This is a genomic window from Carnobacterium sp., from assembly GCF_040274425.1.
Genome location: NZ_JBEMBC010000024.1, coordinates 1 through 19,826 on the forward strand (window position 1 = coordinate 1; position 19,826 = coordinate 19,826).

The 19,826-nt window shown below is 35.5% G+C and carries 17 protein-coding genes; 5 read left to right on the top strand and 12 right to left on the bottom strand.

Annotated features, from left to right (window positions below; all coding sequences use genetic code 11):
* The 5 genes from ABS911_RS06705 to ABS911_RS06725 all read left to right on the top strand — a co-directional run.
* Positions 1 to 304, top strand: a 304-nt coding sequence (locus tag ABS911_RS06705) for an ImmA/IrrE family metallo-endopeptidase (protein WP_350466918.1), incomplete at its 5' end; no start/stop codon positions are given.
* 71 nt (positions 305 to 375) lie between these two features.
* A complete protein-coding gene (locus tag ABS911_RS06710) occupies positions 376 to 1,002 on the top strand; it encodes a DUF5067 domain-containing protein (protein WP_350466919.1) in 627 nt (208 codons plus the stop codon).
* A 174-nt stretch (positions 1,003 to 1,176) separates the two neighbouring features.
* Positions 1,177 to 1,845, top strand: coding sequence for an SHOCT domain-containing protein (locus ABS911_RS06715; protein WP_350466920.1), 669 nt, complete (start codon positions 1,177 to 1,179; stop codon positions 1,843 to 1,845).
* A 113-nt stretch (positions 1,846 to 1,958) separates the two neighbouring features.
* Positions 1,959 to 2,270 (top strand): hypothetical protein, encoded by a 312-nt coding sequence (locus ABS911_RS06720; protein WP_350466921.1) that lies wholly within the window; start codon positions 1,959 to 1,961, stop codon positions 2,268 to 2,270.
* 12 nt (positions 2,271 to 2,282) lie between these two features.
* The gene (locus tag ABS911_RS06725) at positions 2,283 to 3,425 is read left to right on the top strand and encodes a tyrosine-type recombinase/integrase (RefSeq protein WP_350466922.1); all 1,143 of its coding nucleotides are present in this window, start codon (positions 2,283 to 2,285) and stop codon (positions 3,423 to 3,425) included.
* 127 nt (positions 3,426 to 3,552) lie between these two features.
* On the opposite strand, the gene lepA is transcribed toward ABS911_RS06725, so the two are convergent.
* The 12 genes from lepA to infB form a co-directional block, all read right to left on the bottom strand.
* A complete protein-coding gene (gene lepA, locus ABS911_RS06730) occupies positions 3,553 to 5,376 on the bottom strand; it encodes a translation elongation factor 4 (protein ID WP_350466923.1) in 1,824 nt (607 codons plus the stop codon).
* 448 nt (positions 5,377 to 5,824) lie between these two features.
* Positions 5,825 to 6,982 (bottom strand): molecular chaperone DnaJ, encoded by a 1,158-nt coding sequence (dnaJ, locus tag ABS911_RS06735; protein WP_350466942.1) that lies wholly within the window; start codon positions 6,980 to 6,982, stop codon positions 5,825 to 5,827.
* A gap of 130 nt (positions 6,983 to 7,112) precedes the next feature.
* The gene (gene dnaK, locus ABS911_RS06740) at positions 7,113 to 8,951 is read right to left on the bottom strand and encodes a molecular chaperone DnaK (RefSeq protein WP_350466924.1); all 1,839 of its coding nucleotides are present in this window, start codon (positions 8,949 to 8,951) and stop codon (positions 7,113 to 7,115) included.
* Positions 8,952 to 8,999: 48 nt separating this feature from the next.
* On the bottom strand, positions 9,000 to 9,557 hold the full coding sequence (gene grpE / locus ABS911_RS06745; protein ID WP_350466925.1) for a nucleotide exchange factor GrpE: 558 nt from the start codon (positions 9,555 to 9,557) through the stop codon (positions 9,000 to 9,002).
* An 18-nt stretch (positions 9,558 to 9,575) separates the two neighbouring features.
* A complete protein-coding gene (gene hrcA, locus ABS911_RS06750) occupies positions 9,576 to 10,613 on the bottom strand; it encodes a heat-inducible transcriptional repressor HrcA (RefSeq protein ID WP_350466926.1) in 1,038 nt (345 codons plus the stop codon).
* A gap of 220 nt (positions 10,614 to 10,833) precedes the next feature.
* Positions 10,834 to 12,213: an argininosuccinate lyase gene (argH, locus tag ABS911_RS06755; protein ID WP_350466927.1), complete on the bottom strand. Its 1,380-nt coding sequence runs from the start codon at positions 12,211 to 12,213 to the stop codon at positions 10,834 to 10,836.
* Positions 12,214 to 12,254: 41 nt separating this feature from the next.
* Positions 12,255 to 13,469, bottom strand: coding sequence for an argininosuccinate synthase (locus tag ABS911_RS06760; RefSeq protein WP_350466928.1), 1,215 nt, complete (start codon positions 13,467 to 13,469; stop codon positions 12,255 to 12,257).
* A gap of 509 nt (positions 13,470 to 13,978) precedes the next feature.
* Positions 13,979 to 14,956, bottom strand: a complete 978-nt coding sequence (gene ribF, locus ABS911_RS06765; protein WP_350466929.1) for a riboflavin biosynthesis protein RibF — start codon at positions 14,954 to 14,956, stop codon at positions 13,979 to 13,981.
* A 15-nt stretch (positions 14,957 to 14,971) separates the two neighbouring features.
* The gene (gene truB / locus ABS911_RS06770) at positions 14,972 to 15,892 is read right to left on the bottom strand and encodes a tRNA pseudouridine(55) synthase TruB (RefSeq protein ID WP_350466930.1); all 921 of its coding nucleotides are present in this window, start codon (positions 15,890 to 15,892) and stop codon (positions 14,972 to 14,974) included.
* A 447-nt stretch (positions 15,893 to 16,339) separates the two neighbouring features.
* Positions 16,340 to 16,894: a DUF421 domain-containing protein gene (locus tag ABS911_RS06775; RefSeq protein ID WP_350466931.1), complete on the bottom strand. Its 555-nt coding sequence runs from the start codon at positions 16,892 to 16,894 to the stop codon at positions 16,340 to 16,342.
* Between the two features lie 184 nt (positions 16,895 to 17,078).
* Positions 17,079 to 17,426 (bottom strand): 30S ribosome-binding factor RbfA, encoded by a 348-nt coding sequence (gene rbfA, locus ABS911_RS06780; RefSeq protein ID WP_013710724.1) that lies wholly within the window; start codon positions 17,424 to 17,426, stop codon positions 17,079 to 17,081.
* Between the two features lie 23 nt (positions 17,427 to 17,449).
* The gene (infB, locus tag ABS911_RS06785) at positions 17,450 to 19,822 is read right to left on the bottom strand and encodes a translation initiation factor IF-2 (RefSeq protein ID WP_350466932.1); all 2,373 of its coding nucleotides are present in this window, start codon (positions 19,820 to 19,822) and stop codon (positions 17,450 to 17,452) included.
* Positions 19,823 to 19,826 lie beyond the last annotated feature (4 nt).

The window sequence follows — 19,826 nt, forward strand, 5'->3', positions numbered from 1 at the left end:
TACTTGGGGCTTTACTGTCAAAAAAAGCCGAATCAATACCATCGTCATTAATCAAGCTTTAGAAGAGAACGTTCAAGAATTTGTAATCGCTCACGAACTTGGCCATGTTAGACTACATAGTGGAATAAGTACCCCTTTTCTACGGAGAGTCACTAAAGGATCTTTTATTCCTTCTATAGAGTATGAAGCTAATCGCTTCGCTTTTGACGTACTATTAAGTGGCATAGATGACAAAGAACTGTATACAAAGTTTCAACTATTAGAATCACTAGGACTACCTGATGACTTAGAAAGATTCTTTTAATTTTTATCTTTTTAAATAACTATTGTAGTACATAAGACATTCAATCTAAATTACCTAGGAGGAACTTTATAGTGAAAAAAATAAAGTTATTATCACTAATTGGTTTGAGCGGGATTGTTCTAGCAGCATGCAACAATACGGCAGATGCTCCAGTTGAAACTGAAACAATCATATCAGAAGAATCTATCGAATCATCCTCAAGTGAGCTTACACAAGCAGAATGGATGGAACAAAACGAAGAAGCTACCTCAGAAAGTTTTTCTGTTATATCGAATGACAGCACCCTATCTTCTGACGTATTTGAATTAAAATTTAAACAAGCTGAAGTAATTCAGAGTCCATCAGAGGATTCTAAAGGTGTTTACCTTACTTTTGATTTAATTAATACCTCTGAAGAAAATATCGTTCCTTTTGACATACTTACAGAATACATTTCGTTGCAGCAAACTACAGATACATCCGTTGTTTTTTTAGATAATACGTACTTTGAGTTAGATGCATTTGGTGATGATACAGATTCTAACAATATGATGGTGGACAAACACAATGACTTATCTAATGAACTGTTACCACAAAAAACTATTGAAGTTAATTATGCATATGATTTAGAAGATGAAAATTTACCATTAGACATTCTGGTGTACGATACTGAAAACTTTGAAGAAGTAGATTTTTACACTATAGAAAACTTGAAGTGATTTAATCAAAATAATTTTTCAAAGTACTACTTGCCACTGAGTATGATAATAAACGCTTCTCTTTCGATATTCTGTTAAGCAGAATATATGATAAAGATTATATATAAATTGGCAGATGAATTAGAAAAAGTTTTTTGAATGTTATATTGAATATAAAAAAATGGAGGCTTTAAAATGACTGTAATTAATAAAGCAATGGTGCAAATCAAAAGTGGGCGAGAAAAAATTGGTGTGGGTTTTACTGGTTTAGGAGAAATGAAACAAAATGAAGATGGTTTAATCTATTTCAATAAAAAAAATCCTATTTATTTTGAATATCATGAATATACTTTTGATGGGCCAGTTTACAATACCGTAGTTGACTCAAGACAGAATGGAATGTCTTCCACTAAAGGAAAAGATAAATCAAAACAAAAAGGAAAATCGGGTAAAGTTGTTGGCGGAGCTATTTTAGGAACTTTATTATTTCCTGGAGTAGGAACTGTAGTCGGTGCATATGCTGGTGGAAAAGGTAAAGATAAGAAAAAAGGTAAAAATAGTTCTGTTACTAAAGACAGCTCACAGTCTATTGAAACTCAAAGACAAGTCGAAGTTCCCAGTACTGCAACTCTAAGATTTAAAAATGTTGAAACTTCAGAAGAGTTTAGCATACAAATTGTCTGTGACTCTTTAAAAAATGCTCAATTAATAAATTTTAAAACTACAAAACCTAAAAATACCATACTAGTGGACGATTCAAAAAGTTTCCTTGATCAAATAAAAGAATATAAAGAGCTTTTTGATTTGGACATTATTAGTCAAGAAGAATTTAATAAAAAGAAAGCTGAATTATTAAATCTATAGAATAGACAATAATCTATTCTACTAAGAAATGCCTTTTAAGGCTTTTCTTTTTTTAGTTAAAAAGAACGTAAGTTCGTATTTTCAGTAAAAAATACACAAAAGGAGTGGTTTTTATGTTAATCATAGATATTTCAATAAAAGAAATGGATTTTTGTACAAAAACTTCGGAATTTATTGGCTCGGATAAATTGAGGGTATTTGAAATAGACTTCGAATATACAATGTTCGCTTATTATTACGAGGATGGCATCCATTTGGCTATTGCTAGGAATGATGATGGTCCAATTGATCAAACAGTATGGAACGGTTTAAAGGATGTTGGGGTCATCTACCCTGATATTTATTTGAACAACCAGGACACAATGTGGATTAATGATGAAGGTAATACGTTACATACATCATTAATCCAATACAGTAAATTTTAAGGAGATGTTTTCATGGAAGGATCAGTTAGAAAACGAGGAAATAATTGGTACTATGCTTATGAAGGTCCAAGCATAAACGGAAAGAGAAAACGTTATGAAAGGGTTGGCGGAAAAACAAAACAAGAGGCTTTAAAGAAACTACGAGATGCTCTAGATGAACTTGATAATTCAGGTTCTGTAATTGATATGACCGATATGTCAGTTCACGACTATCTTAAATTTTGGTTTGAAGACTATGTTGTCAGAAATTTAAAGTATAATACACAAGAAAATTATCGTCATACAATTGATTTGCATATTCTACCCTATATTGGAAAATACAAATTAAAATTAATTCAGCCTTCCGCTCTACAAAATATTTTAAATAAAGAATACGAAGCTGGCTTTGCAAAATCTACTGTTCAAATTATCAAAACTGTACTCAATTCTGCTTTTAAAAAAGCTGTTTACCCTTATAAGTTGATCAAAGACTCTCCAATGTTCTATGTTGAAATGCCAAAATATGATCACCAAGTTAAACGGACTAAAGAGAAACTAAAAATATTTAGCTTAAACGATTTTAAAAAAATGATGGACTATATTGCTCCCTCAGACACTTTTTATCTACCTATGATGATTGCTTTTCATACCGGACTTAGAAGAGGTGAAGTTTGCGGCTTGACTTGGGACAATATTAATTTTACCGATCAAACAGTTACCGTTGATAAAAATATTGTTGGCAGAAAAAAAGGCTATATGATAGGCACACCAAAAACCCAAAGTTCTTACAGAACGATAACAGTTGGTGATTCGTTATTAAACATTTTAAAAACTCACAAAAAAAGACAATCAGAAAACCGATTGTTTTATGGTAAACATTACAATGAATCAAATTTTATATGTACTAAACCAAATGGAGATCTTGTATCTCCAAATAGTATTAAATGGAAGTGCGAAAAAATAAGAGATGAATTACAAATCGACTTTTCCTTTCATTCGTTTCGACACACTCACGCTACCATGTTATTAGAGAACGGAGCTAAAATGAAAGATGTTCAAGAAAGACTTGGCCACTCTCGTATTTCAACTACAATGGATATCTATGCCCATGTGACTGAGAAAACAAAAAAAGAAACAGTGATCATATTTGAAAACTATTTGAATAGAGATTTATAGTTTGCCTACGTATAAAACAAAAAATTGCCAACATTCAACTTAAAATTCAAGTCAATGTTGGCAAAATGTTGGCAAAACTTTTTTTTCAGTTGTATGAATTCAGATAAAACGTTATTAAATCAACGTTTTATTCGTCATCCATCTTAAGAACGGACATGAACGCCTCTTGAGGCACTTCAACTGATCCGACTTGTTTCATCCGTTTTTTACCAGCTTTTTGTTTCTTCAATAGTTTTTGACGACGGGTTACGTCACCACCATAAAGTTTAGCTGTAACATCTTTACGCAAGGCTTTGATGTTTGAACGTGCAACAATTTTTTGTCCAATTGCTGCTTGAACTGGAATTTCGAATTGATGTCTTGGAATAATCGTCTTCAATTGATCAACGATCGCTTTTCCACGGTTGAAAGCAAAGTCTTTATGGACGATAAATCCTAAAGCATCCACTTTTTCGCCATTTAATAGAATATCCATCTTAGATAGAGCACTCTTCTTATAGCCAATCATTTCGTAGTCTAAAGAAGCATAGCCTTTAGTACTTGATTTTAACTTATCGAAGAAATCATATACGATTTCAGATAATGGAATTTCATAAACCACGTTTACACGGTTATCATCCATGTAATCCATCGTTAAGAAGTCGCCACGTTTGCGTTGTGCGATTTCCATAACTGCACCAACGTAATCATTTGGAACCATGATTGTTGCTTTAACGTAAGGTTCTTCGATCGATTCAATTACACCTGGTTCAGGCATTTCAGCTGGATTCGCTACGATTTTTTGAGTACCATCTGTCAAGTTGGCATGATAGATAACAGATGGAGCTGTTGTAATCAAATCTAAATTAAATTCACGTTCAAGGCGTTCTTGAATAACGTCCATGTGTAAGAGTCCTAAGAACCCACAACGGTACCCAAACCCAAGTGCTTGTGAAGTTTCAGCTTCGAATTGAAGTGCTGCATCGTTTAATTGTAATTTGTCTAGAGCATCTCTTAAATCGCCATAACGAGAAGAATCAATTGGGTACATTCCACAATAAACCATTGGAGTCATTTTACGGTAACCTTCTAATGATTCTGCAGCTGGATTGTCAGCTAATGTAATGGTATCCCCAACTCGAGTATCTTGGACTGTTTTGATGTTTGCAGTAACGTATCCAACGTCCCCAACCATTAGGAAATCGCGTTTGATCGGTTTAGGTGAAAAGATCCCAACTTCAGCTACTTCAAACGTTTTTCCGTTACTCATCATTTTCATTGTATCGCCAGGTTTGATCATACCTTCCATCACTCGGATATTCAAGACAACTCCACGATAAGCATCGTAAGCCGAGTCAAAGATCAACGCTCTTAAAGGATCATCTATATCACCAACTGGAGCTGGAACTCTTTCAACGATTTGTTCTAAGATATCTTCGATACCAATACCGGCTTTAGCACTCGCTAAAACTGCATCGCTTGCATCGATTCCAATTACATCTTCGATCTCAGCACGAACACGTTCTGGATCTGCAGCTGGTAAATCGATTTTATTGATAACCGGAATGATCTCAAGGTCGTTGTCTAAAGCAAGATAAACGTTAGCCAGTGTTTGTGCTTCTATTCCTTGTGCTGCATCGACAACAAGAATCGCCCCTTCACACGCTGCTAAACTTCTTGAAACTTCGTACGTGAAATCGACGTGTCCTGGTGTGTCGATCAAGTGTAGTGTATACGTTTCGCCATCTTTGGCAGTATAGTTCAATTCAATCGCGTTTAATTTGATCGTGATACCTCGTTCACGTTCAAGATCCATCGAGTCCAATAATTGTGCTTGCATATCACGGTCAGCAACTGTGTGCGTCATTTGTAGGATACGATCTGCTAAAGTCGATTTTCCATGGTCAATATGGGCAATAATGGAAAAATTCCGAATGCGTTTTTGTCTTTCATTTAATTCCTGTTTATTCATCTAGTCGTGCCTACCTTCTTTATTTATTCCGAAAAAGTGTCACTGTAAATTATACCAGTGAAAAGCTTGAATTACAATGCGTTGTCTCAAACTAGCTTTTAAGACAAAAGAAAAACCTAAGCATTAGCTCAGGTTTTCTTTCACCTTATAAACAAAGCTCATATTAATGGCTCTATAATTTTTAATGTTGATAGATCAGTTAAATTGATTACAAGATAATTCTGGATGAATAAGGGTTGCTTGTAGCCATGTCTAATGATTCAATGCGAATTACAAAGCGTTAGCCGCTTCAGCGATTATGCTTTGTTTAAGGCTTGAAAGTCTGAAGACAAAAGACTTCAGACGGTCACATGGCTCTCCACAAGCAAACCCGTCTATTCCAGAAGAAATTTTATTTTATTGTATCAACACCATTTTTTAAACAACCTACTTATTTAAAAAAATCGGTTCATTTCTTTTTCTTATCTGCTTTAAATGCATCTTTTACTTTATCAAAAATGGAACCATCTTGTTCTTCAACTTCCATACCGCTAGATTTAGCGAATTGTCTCAACAAGTCTGTTTGTTCTTTTGATAAGTTTTTCGGAGTCACTAATTTAACTTTCACGTGTTGGTCTCCTGTACCTGTACCACGTAATTTTGGTGCTCCTTTGCCTCTCAAACGGAAATTCGTTCCGGTTTGTGTTCCAGCAGGTATTTTTAATTTCACCTTACCATGAACAGTTGGAACTTCCACTTCATCACCTAAAGAAGCTTGAACGATATTGATTGGCAACTCGTAATAAATCTCTGCTCCATCTCGATCAAATTGATTGCTGGCTTTGACACGGAAAACAACATAGAGATCTCCGTAAGGTCCACCATTTTTACCGGCTTCCCCTTGTCCATTTAAGCGCATTTGATTTCCATCTTCAACACCTGCAGGAACAGTAACTTTAACCGTGTGTTTGTCTTTAGTATGTCCAGAACCATGACAAGTTGGACAAGTTTCTTTGATTTCTTGACCTGTACCATGACAAACATCACATGTTTGACGCGTCATTACTCGGCCAAGTGGCGTATTTCTCTCAACGTTCAATGAACCTGTACCATGACATTTAGAACATGTTACAGGGTGTGTACCTGGTTTAGCCCCATCCCCATGACACGTTTTACATTCTTCTTCACGGTTATAACTGATCGTCGTTTCTTTACCAAAAATAGCTTCTTCAAATTCAAGATTGATTGTGTATTGTAAGTCATCTCCTTGACGAGGAGCATTTGGATTTTGAGAACGACCTCCGCCACCAAAGAACGATTCAAAAATATCTTCGAATCCACCGCCGCCGAATCCACCAAAGCCTCCGCCGCCGTAACCGCCGCCACCAGCTCCAAAGTTTGGATCCGTGCTTGCATGTCCATATTGGTCATATGCCGCACGTTTGTCAGGGTTACTTAATACTTCATAAGCTTCCGCAACTTCTTTAAACTTTTCTTCAGATCCAGCTTCTTTATTAATATCCGGATGGAACTTTTTTGATAATTTTCTGTATGCCTTTTTTATTTCATCATCGGAAGCACCTTTTGATACTCCTAATACTTCATATAAATCTCTTTTAGCCATAATTTCCCTCCATCGTCACTTGACAATTTTTTAATGTATCCTCAAATTCGCCTTAATGAGCATAGCATATCTAGAAGAAAAAGCCAAAAGCAATTTGCCTTGGCTTTTCCATTCCATCCTTAAATTATAAAGGTTATTTAGCGTCATCGTCGATTTCTTCAAAATCAGCATCTACAACATCTTCAGATCCATCTTGTGCTTGTTCTGCACCTTCAGGATTTGCTTCACCTTGTGCTTGAGCAGCTTGTTCATATAATTTAACTGTTAATGCTTGTACGATTTCATTTAATTCATCGCGTTTTGTTTTCATTGCTTCAAGATCATTTGCTTCAACAGCAGCTTTCAATTCATCACGAGCTTCTTCAGCTTTTTTAACTTCAGCTTCATCAACTTTGCCTTCTAATTCACCAATAGTTTTATCTACTTGGAATAATAATTGATCCACTTCGTTACGTAATTCTACTTCTTCTTTACGAGCTTTATCCGCTTCAGCATTAGCTTCTGCATCTTTAACCATACGTTCGATTTCTTCGTCTGTTAAACCTGAAGAAGATTTGATCGTAATTGTTTGTTCTTTTTGAGTTCCTAAATCTTTAGCACTTACGTTAACAATTCCGTTTTTATCAATATCAAATGTTACTTCGATTTGAGGAATTCCACGTGGTGCAGCAGGAATATCTGTCAATTGGAAGCGACCTAATGTTTTGTTGTCGGCTGCCATTGGACGTTCCCCTTGCATTACGTGTACGTCAACAGCTGGTTGGTTGTCAGCAGCAGTTGAGAATACTTGTGATTTACTTGTTGGGATCGTTGTGTTACGTTCGATCAATTTAGTAAATACGCCACCCATTGTTTCGATACCTAATGATAACGGAGTAACATCTAACAATACGATGTCTTTAACGTCACCAGTGATAACTCCACCTTGGATTGCAGCACCCATTGCTACAACTTCATCAGGGTTAACTGATTTGTTTGGTTCTTTTCCAGCTTCTTTACGTACTGCTTCTACAACAGAAGGGATACGTGTTGATCCACCAACTAAGATGACTTCATCAATTTCAGATGTTGATAATCCAGCATCTTTCAATGCTTGGCGAACAGGTCCTTTAGTACGTTCTACTAAGTCATAAGTTAATTCGTCAAATTTAGCACGAGTCAAGTTGATTTCCAAGTGTAATGGTCCAGCTTCTCCAGCAGTGATAAATGGTAAGCTGATTTGAGTTGAAGTTACGCCTGATAAGTCTTTTTTAGCTTTTTCAGCAGCGTCTTTCAAACGTTGTACAGCCATTTTATCTTTAGATAAGTCAACACCGTTTTCTTTTTTGAATTCAGCTACCAAGTAGTCCATGATTTTGTTATCAAAATCATCTCCACCTAATTTGTTGTCACCAGCAGTAGATAATACATCGAATACGCCATCTCCTAATTCAAGGATTGAAACGTCAAAAGTACCACCACCAAGGTCAAATACTAAAACTTTTTCATCTTTATCTACTTTGTCTAAACCATAAGCTAATGCTGCAGCAGTTGGTTCATTAACGATACGTTCCACTTCAAGACCGGCAATTTTACCAGCATCTTTTGTTGCTTGACGTTGTGCATCGTTAAAGTATGCAGGAACAGTGATAACAGCTTTATCAACTGTTTCGCCTAAATAGCTTTCAGCATAACCTTTCAAGTATTGAAGAATTGTTGCAGAAACTTCTTGTGGTGTATATTTTTTACCATCAACTTCAACTGAAAAGCCAGCTTCGCCGATATGACGTTTAATTGAGCTAATTGTGTTAGGGTTTGTTACAGCTTGGCGTTTAGCCACTTCCCCTACTTGCATTTCTCCATTTTTAAACGCAACGACTGATGGAGTCGTACGATTGCCTTCTGGATTCGGAATAATTTTTGCTTCTCCGCCTTCTAATACAGCAACTGCTGAGTTTGTTGTTCCTAAGTCAATACCAATCATTTTACCCATTATAAATCCCTCATTTATGTTTTATTTTTTTTTATATTTATTTAAGCTTTATTGAGCAACAATTACCATTGCGGGACGTAATACGCGTCCATTTAAATCATAACCTTTTTGGAAAACTTGTACAACTGTTTCGCTTGGTTGACCTTCTTCAACAGGAACGGTTTGAATCGCCTGATGGAAGTTTGGATCAAAAGGTTCATTTAAAGGATCAATAACTTCAATGCCTTCACTTTTCAATGCAGCATTGAATGTTTCCATAACCATTTCAATTCCTTTTTTCAAACTTTTCCCTTGCTCATCTGTTACTTCAATAGCTAGAGCTCGTTCTAAGTTATCAATAACGGGAAGTAATTCTGTTGCTAAAGATTGAGCACGGAATTTAGCAGCATCTTCACGTTCTTTTGCATTGCGTTTTTGGATATTTGCCATTTCAGCTTGCACACGCAAATATTTATTTTCCATTTCTTCTAAATCAGCTTTTACTTTAGCAAGTTCATCAACTTCTGGTTGTTCCACTTCTACAGATTCAGTTGTTTCTTCTACCAATTCTGTTGGTGTTTCTTCAACCATTTCTTGTTCTTGCTTTTTATCTTTATTTCTAGACACAACAACAGCTCCTTTTGATTAATCGTCTACAGAATGATAATAGTCGATTATTTTTTTTGAAAGCTCATTTCGAAATACATCCACCAAACCGATCATTTTGGAATACGGCATATTTGTTGGACCTAACAATGCAATAACACCTGAACTATATCCTTCAATGTCATAACTTGCTGTAATTAAACTGAACTCATTAAAAAGCTCATTGTTTAACTCCGTACCAATTTTCACATTGATCCCAGTAGTACTTGGAATCAATAAAGAAGATAAGTCATGAGTACCATCCATTAAGGAATAAATAGACTTGAACTTTTCGACATTTAATTCATTCGAGAAATCGAGTATATTCATTCTTCCACCTACGTGCATCCTATCTTGTCCAGCTTTCAAAAAGACATCTTCGAAGATATTCAACATTCCTTCATTTGTTCGAACATACTTATTCAACAATATCGGAATTTCGGTCTTCAGTCTTTTAAATACTTCCATTAGCGGAAGACCAACTAATTGTTCATTAAAAATACGAACAATTTTTTCTAGCTCGTTAACATCCATTGACCTCGGAATCGTTACTATTTGGTTTTCTACATGGCCCTTATCGGTTACTAAGATAGCCATCACTTGATAATCATTTAATGGCACCAATCGAAAACCGGTTAGAATACTTTCTTTGATTTCAGGACCTAACGTTATAGCCGTGTAACTGGTCAACCGAGAAAGCAATTCAGCAGATTGAAAAACGATCTCATCCAATTGCCTAAACTGATTTCCTAAAGCATTCTTTATGACCGCAAGATCTTTTTTTTGAATTTTTGCTGGATGCACCAGATGGTCTACGTAAAAACGGTACCCTTTTAAAGATGGGACACGACCGGATGACGAATGCGTTTTTTCAATGAAGCCTAATTCTTCAAGACGCCCCATTTCATTACGAATGGTTGCTGAGCTAAAATTAATCTCTGCTTCATTCATTAAGGTTTTGGACCCTATGGGTGTCTCATATGAAGTGTATAAGCGAATGATAGATTTTAAAATTAAAATCTGCCTTTCAGTTAACATATTGCATCACCTCTTTTTTAGCACTTGAAACTATTGAGTGCTAATACATTTATTAATTTACCAAATATAACTGTATCTGTCAATAATTTTTGTTTATTTTTTGACTAATTTTGACGTTTATTTAAAACACCGGTTTAATGCTTGATTTGTCGTACTTTTACTAAAAAGACAGTGTCAAAAAATGGAAGGTTCCATCTTTAACACTGTCTTCTAATTCTTCTTATATTAGATTAAATTCTAGTTTGGCTTTTTCAATTTCATTTCTAATTTGTTCGAAACCAGTACCACCTAATGAATTCCTGCGTTCGACAGCTACACGAGATTCCAACAACGTATAAACATCTTCTTCGATAATAGGAGCAGTTTGTTGAAATTCTGTTAAAGGAATATCTTGTAAATAATGGCCATTTTTCAAGCATTTCAATACAAGTTTCCCAACAATTTCATGTGCTTCTCTAAATGGGATACCTTTTGAAGCCAGATAATCCGCTAACTCAGTTGCGTTTGAAAAATCTTTCGTTGTCGCTTCACTCATATTTTCTTCATGCACGATCATATCTTCCAACATACCAGCAAATATTTCCAAACAATCTTTAACGGTTTTTACTGTATCAAACATGCCTTCTTTGTCTTCTTGCAGATCCTTGTTATAGGCTAACGGTAAACTTTTCATTGTCGTTAACAACGAAAATAAATTGCCGTACACTCTCCCAGTTTTTCCACGAATCAATTCTGCCATATCTGGATTTTTCTTTTGCGGCATAATCGAACTACCAGTCGAAAAAGTATCCGTTAGACTAGCGAATTGGTATTCGTGACTGGTCCAAAGAATCATTTCTTCGCAAAAACGTGAAAGATGCATCATCAGTATACTGCTGGTAGATAGAAATTCTAAGATGAAGTCTCGATCGCTAACGGCATCCATACTATTGGAATAGATAGAGCTAAAACCTAACTGCTCAGCGGTGTACAAACGATCGATTGGAAATGTTGTTCCTGCCAAAGCTGCTGCTCCTAGTGGGGAGCAATCGATTCGTTTTAAACTATCTTGATACCGTTCTAAATCACGTTTAAACATATTGTAATACGCCAATAAATGATGAGCAAAAGAGATTGGCTGTGCATGCTGCAAATGCGTATATCCTGGAACGATCGTTTCAACATGCTTTTCTGCTTTCAATAAAATAACTTTTTCCAAATCCTCAAGAGATACTGAAATTTCACCTACTTGACGTTTTAAGTATAGGTGCATATCAGTAGCTACTTGATCATTCCGACTTCTTGCAGTGTGCAACTTTCCTGCAACAGGTCCGATTTCTTTATGGAGAAGCGTTTCAATATTCAAATGAATATCTTCATTTTCAATAGAGAATACCAACTCTTTCTTTTGGGCTTTTACTAAAAGACTTTCTAACCCTTTGATGATTTCATCTGCTTCTTCTTGAAGAATAATAGACGTTTTAGCCAACATTTTAACATGCGCTAAACTTCCTAGAATGTCTTCTTCAGCTAAAACTTGGTCTACTTCAATTGAAGCCCCAAACTCATCAATCCATTTTTGGTTTTCTCCTTCAAAACGACCGCCCCATAATTTTTTCATATTTGTCATCCTATCTTTTATTAAGTGTACTTTCTTCGTTTTTACTTGGTCTTAAGTGCATCTTTTGGCTTGTTTACTTCTGCGTGTACTTTTGTAGGCAATCCCCATAATTTGATGAAGCCAACAGATGACTCTTGGTTAAATGTATCTGCAGAAGTATAAGTCGCCAAGTTCTCATCATACAATGAGTTAGGTGATTTTCTGCCTTCTACAATAGCATGGCCTTTAAATAATTTTACACGAACGGTTCCGTTAACGTACTTTTGAGTAGATTTCAAAAAGGCAATTAAACTTTCAGTTAATGGATTAAACCATAGTCCGTTATAAATCATCTCAGTTATTTTTTGTTCGATCATTGGTTTGAAGTGTGCGATATCTTTAACAAAAGTAAGATCTTCTAGCTCTTTATGTGCCGTCATTAACGTTACTGCTCCAGGTGCTTCATAAACCTCACGAGATTTGATCCCAATCAATCTGTTTTCAATATGATCGATCCGTCCAACTCCATGTTTCCCAGCAATGCTGTTCAACTGTTGAATCAGTTCAGACAATTCATATTTTGAACCATCAATCGCTATCGGTACACCTGCTAAAAATTCAATTTCAATCATTTCAGGAATATCCGGTGTATTTTCTAAACTAACGGTTAAATCATACGCAACTTCTGGTGGAGCAATCCATGGATTTTCTAAAACACCACACTCGTTGCTTCTTCCCCATAGGTTTTGATCAATAGAGAAAGGATTGTCTAAATCAATTGGAACCGGAATTGAGTGCTCAATAGCATAGTTGATTTCTTCTTCTCTTGACCATGTCCAATCACGAACCGGTGCAAGTACTTTTAAATCCGGTGCTAAAGAATGAATGGCAACTTCAAAACGAACTTGATCATTCCCTTTTCCTGTACATCCATGTGCTACTGCTACAGCTTCTTCTTTTATAGCTACTTCAACTAATTTTTTAGCAATTAAAGGACGAGATAATGCTGAGATCAGCGGATACTTACCTTCATAGTACGTATGTGCTTGTAACGCAATCAATGCAAAGTCATTGGCAAATTCATCTTTAGCATCAATCGTATAAGAGGCTACCGCACCAATTTCGATTGCTTTATCTTTAATAAAGTCTAAGTTCTTTCCTTCTCCAACATCCAAACAACAAGCTATTACATCATATCCTTCATCCATTAACCATTTAATAGAGACTGATGTATCCAATCCTCCTGAGTAAGCTAAAACAACTTTTCCTTTATTCATAAAAAACACCTCATCCGATTAATTTTATTGCATGAAAGTATCCTAACATGGCAAAAGGATTAAAACAAGCACAAAGTGTTTTTTTATACCTTTTTTTGTATTTTTTAGCTTATTTAAGAAAAAATAATGTATATCCATCTTATTTATTCAACAATTATGTATAAACGAATAAACGATAAAAAAATATTAACTCATAGATTTTTCATTTTAATACACAAAAAAAGACAAGATAGTTATATCTCGTCTTTTTTTTGGTCTATAATTTTTAGTGTTGGTAGATTTCTAAAATCGATTATACAAAATTTTTGGAGGAATAGGGTTGCTTGTAGCCATGTAAAGGATTCAATGCGAATTACAGAGCGTTGACGCTTTGTTTGAGGCTTGAAAGACTGAAAATTATAAGCTTCAGTCGGTCTCATGGCTCTATACAAGCAAACTCGTTCATTCCAGAAGAAATTTTAGTTTGATGCACCAACCCTATTTATCATACAACCCTTTTTTGTCTTAGTTTAGTGTTCGCTTAAAACGTTCTTATGAGTCAACCCTTTATAGTTGTCAAAAAAATGTGCGGTATCTAATTCATCTTGTTTCAATTGAGCGATCAAAGCATCAATCGAATCAAATTTTTCCTCATTGCGTAAATAGTCGTACCAGAACACCGTTACTTTTTCACCATAAATATCTTCATTAAAATCAAGAATGTACACTTCAACCGTCAACGGACGATTCGGTTCAAAGGTTACATTATGACCGATAGAAGCCATTCCTTTATAGACCTGACCACCTACTAAAATTTCGACAGCATATACGCCTATGCGCGGCAATTTAACAAAGTTCTCAACTTCGATATTCGCTGTTGGGAATCCTAATAATCTTCCTCTTGCATCCCCATGTACGACTCTTCCAGGAGTAGCATAAACATACCCCAGTAGATTGTTTGCAGCAGCCATATCTCCGACCTCTAAAGCTAAGCGAATACGCGTAGAACTGATTTTGTCTTCTTTTGAGAGTTGTTTCTCCACCACTACGATTTCAAAACGATCTTTAGCATATAGCGGCAAGTGCTCCATGGAGGCCACTTCTTTTTTTCCAAATGAATAATCAAAACCGGCTACAACTGTTTGAGCATGTAATCCAATAATGTACTGTTCTACAAACTCTTGAGGAGCTAATCCTGCAAAAGCAGACGTAAAGTCTACTTCATAAAGAAAATCAACACCAATTTTTTCCATTAACTCTTCTTTACGAGAAACTGTGGAAAGGTATTTATGATGATCTGGGTTTAATTTCTTAAAAACAATTGAAGGATGCTGGTTAAACGTCATAACTGCTAATTTCAACTGATTTTTTTCGGCAATTTTTTTTGCTCTGCCGATTACTTCTTGATGACCTCTGTGGACGCCATCAAAAAAACCTAAAGCTAATACTACTTTATCTTTAGGGATTTCACCTTCCTCATATGGATGATGTAATTTAATGATTTCCATAGTGCGAAAACTCCTCTATAAATTATTTCGTAACACTTTGATTGGTTTTAAATATTCTTTTTTTTGTGGGTGAACTGCATAAATACTGACAGCTTTTTGAAGATACATAAAGACGATTGGCTTAGATAATAACTCTTCTGGAACAGTATTGATTGGAAGTACTGTGCCATTTTTAACTTTATCCCAAAGCTCTTGATCAATGTCAAAAGATGCCAACTCTTTTAAGCCAAACTCCAAAGGAAATAAGGTTTCTTCTATTTCTTGTTGTTCCATTTTTTTAGCAACTTGCGCTAACGTTAAACAATCACTGGCTTTAAAGGTTCCACTTAATATACGTGTTAAGTCTGACATATGCGCAGGGTAACCCAATTTTGCGCCTAGATCCACTGCTAATGTGCGGACATAAGTCCCTTTTCCACAAGCTACTTCAAATTTCCACGAAACAGTTCCTTGCTCTTCATTTACCACAAGATCCGAAGTGCGTTTAAATGATTTTATGTCAGCAATTCTAACCGGACGCTCAACCGTTTCACCAGCACGAGCATATTCATACAATTTTTTCCCATTTACTTTTACAGCAGAATACATTGGCGGAATCTGAGTAATCTTTCCTTCCATGCTTTTCATTGCAGCATCAATGGCTTCCAATGTAGGAATCGTTTCTACTTTAACTTGTTCAACAACTTCTCCGCTGCGGTCTTCTGTTGTAGTCGAATAACCAAGTGTGATTTCGCCTATGTAGCCTTTACCCGTTTCCATCATATATTCAACAACCTTTGTGGCTTTTCCCACACAAATAGGCAACACACCATCAACATCAGGGTCCAATGTACCTGTGTGTCCGATTTTTTTAGTTTTTAAAATTTTTCTAAGTTTAAATACACAATCGTGGCTGGTCATGCCACGTTCTTTCCATAATGGGAGAATACCTTCCATAGCTAAATCCCAACCTTCCTTTTTTTAACTCTCCTAGTATACCATAATTATCAAAATACCGTCATTCATTTGTTAACTGTATATTAGTTCATTCATCTGTTTTAGTGAACGAATTGAAATCAACCTTTGTTACTTTATCTAGATTTTAGGTAAAGCTCGTACTAAATGAAACATCGTTTTGTACGAACTTAATCAATAAGTCTATATTATTAATCAAATGGATACTCATTTTAATGCTCGTTTAATCAATAAAACTACTTTATTAATCAAATGGAAATTTGTTTCAATGCTCATTTAATCACTAAATTTACTTTATTAGTCAAATAGATTCTTATTCGTCATCTGTTTAATCAATAAATTTAAACGAAAGCTTTTTTTACAATGAATGGATACGTAGAAAAGGGCAAGAATACAAAATCAGAGACCAGGAACTATGCCCTAGTCTCTTTAGTTTACATATTTTAAAATTTCTTCTTCATAACCTGGACTAACTTCAGTCACTACTGAAAAATTTCCATTTGATTCTAACAGTACCGCAAAAACCTTATCAGAAGAACACCTTGCTTGAGATCGAATAGCAGAATAAATATTTTCTTTTGTTACTCGACTCTTTTTCATTGTATGTTCTAAAAAATCTCCTTTTAAAAACAATACTTTTGGAGGCGGATTAATATAGTTAGATAAAATTGGCCATTTACTAATGATTTTTGAAATAAGAAACTGCAAGAATAATAGGAGCACAATGGCTAAAAAACCATTAACGATTGTTACTTCTTTTAAAATTAAAGTAGAAGAAATCGTTGATCCTATAGTAAATGAAGTGATAACATCCTGTATACTAATATTTGAAACACTTCTATTACCAAATATTCTTAAGCAGGCAAGCAACAATACAAAGGTAATGATTGTTGCAAAAAAGATTCTAATAACTGGTGTCCAACTTTCAAATAAAAGATTCGGTGCTCTCATTTCTGTTTGCAAATTGATTAAGAAATCTGACATAAAAACACCTCCCTTACCAAATAAGTGTAAAGAAAATGATTTAAAGAGTAAAGAAATTAAAATCAGAGAAATTTTACTAAATACTTTAAATAAAAAACCTCCAAAAGATTACCTTTTGGAGGTTTGAAATAAGTCTCATGTTTTAGCAAGATTTCTTATCCCACTTAGTTTATTGAGAACCTGTTTAGTCTTTATTTAAGTTACGCAATAATTCATCGATATGATTACCATATTCAACAGATTCATCACGCTCAAATTTAATTTCTGGTGTTTTGTAAAGTGACAAACGTTGGCCTAATTCACTTCTAACTAAACCAGAAGCTTTATCCAATCCTAGTTGTGTTTTTTCACGATCGCTAGCTTTATCAGATAAAATACTGTAGAAAACCGTCGCTTGTTGTAGATCACCTGTTACACGTACGTCGGTTATATTTACATCAGCAACACGGGGATCTTTCACACGTTTTTTCAAGATATCATTTACTTCTCTTTGAATTTCTTGAGAAACGCGACCAATTCTATGATTTGCCATGTTTAACCCTTCTTCCTTACGTATTACTTACGTTTAATTTCAACCATTTCATAAGCTTCGATAACATCATCCACTTGAACTTCGTTGTAATCTTTAACCATAAATCCACATTCGAAACCTTTTTTAACTTCTTTAGCATCGTCTTTAAAGCGTTTCAAACTTGCTAATTCGCCTTCAAAGATAACAATGTTGTCACGAATCAAACGGATGCTGCTGCTACGAGTGATGTAACCATCTGTAACAAATCCTCCGGCAATCGTTCCAACTTTAGATACTTTGAATGTTTCACGAACAACTGCTTGTCCAGTTACTTTTTCTTCATATTCAGGATCCAATAGACCCTTCATAGCTGTTTCAATTTCATCAATAGCGTTATAGATGATACGGTGTAAACGAATATCAACTTGTTCTTGATCAGCTTGAACCTTAGCTTGTGGAGTTGGACGAACATTAAATCCGATAATGATCGCATTACTTGCAGCTGCCAAAGTGACATCACTTTCGTTGATCGCTCCTACTGCTATATGGATCATTTTCACACGAACGCCTTCTACATCAATTTTTTGTAAACTTGATGATAAAGCTTCTGCAGAACCTTGTACATCTGCTTTAATAATAACATTAACGTCTTTTAATTCGCCTTCTTGTAAACTAGAGAATAAGTTGTCAATGGTTACACGGTTTGTTACCGAACGTTGTTCAGCCATTGCTTTTTTCTCACGAGTTTCTCCAGCTGTACGAGCTGTTTTTTCGTCTTCAAAGACAACGAATTGATCTCCTGCTTGAGGAGCATTGTTTAAACCAGTAATTTCAACTGGAGCAGAAGGGCCAGCATGTTTAACGCGACGACCATTTTCGTTAACCATTACACGAACACGTCCGTAAGTATTCCCAACTACAATAGGATCTCCTACATTCAATGTTCCTTCTTGAACAAGTAAAGTAGCAATTGGACCTTTTGATTTATCTAAACGAGCTTCAATAACTGAACCAAGTGCTAAACGAGTAGGGTCTGCTTTTAAATCTTCCACTTCAGCTACAAGTAAAATCATTTCTAATAATTCATCTAAGTTTTGTTTGAATTTAGCCGAGATTTCAACAAAAATAGTGTCTCCACCCCATGATTCAGGAACCAAACCGTATTCAGTTAATTCTTGCATGACACGTTCAGGGTTCGCATCTGGTTTATCAACTTTGTTGACTGCTACAATAATTGGAACTTCAGCAGCTTTAGCATGGTTGATTGCTTCAACCGTTTGAGGCATAACGCCATCGTCTGCAGCTACCACAATGATCGTAATATCCGTTACATCCGCACCACGAGCACGCATCGTTGTAAATGCAGCATGTCCTGGAGTATCTAGGAAGGTAATGATTTTTCCGTCAACATCTACTTGGTAAGCTCCGATATGTTGCGTGATTCCGCCGGCTTCGCCTAAACTAACTTTTGTATCTCTAAGAGAGTCTAGTAAAGTTGTTTTACCATGGTCAACGTGTCCCATAATTGTTACTACTGGTGGGCGAGAAGTAAGGTTCTCTTCAGCAGATTCTTGCTCAAAGTATACATCTAAATCAGATACGTCTACTTGAACTTTCTCTTCCGTTGCAATTCCGTACTCTTCAGCTAATAATTCAATTGTTTCTTTACTTAAGCTTTGATTCAATGTTGCTACGACACCAAGTAGGAATAATTTTTTGATGATCTCAGCTGGTTCGCGGTAAATCTTTTTAGAAATATCTGCTACAGTCATACCATCTGTATACACAAGTACTTCTGGTAATTCTTTAAATTTACGTGCTACTGGTGGTGCTACTGGTTTAGTTTCACCTTTTTTACCTTTTCTCTTACGTTTGTTGAATCCGCCATGTGTTCCCACACTTCCACGGTTAAACGGTCTGTTACCAGTTCGTTTGTTTTTATTACCTGCTGGAGCAGCTGCACGTTGTGGTGCTTGATTTCCAGTTCCACTTTGAGCAGTTTGACTGCTTGTTTGTGTTTTTGGTTTTGTTGATGCAGCTGGTTTAGCTGCAGGTTTGTTTGTTGATGCCGGTTTTACAGTTGTTGTATTTTTCGGCTTGTTTGTACCAGCTTGATTTTCTTTTGCTGCTGGACGGTTTGGTTGATTGGATTGGTTCTTCTGATTTGTTATAGTATTACCACCTTTTTGATTTTTTGTACTTGACGTACTCGTTGATTCTGTTTGAACACTCTTGTTAGGAGCTGTACTGTCTTTTTTATTTGAAACAAATACTTGGTTTAGTTGTTCAACTTGTTTGTCTTCCATTGAAGACATATGGCTATTGTAATCAATCCCAAGTTCTTTTGCTTTATCAATAACACTTTTAGTTGGTACATCTAATTCTTTAGCGTACTCATATACACGTTTTTTAGCCATGTTA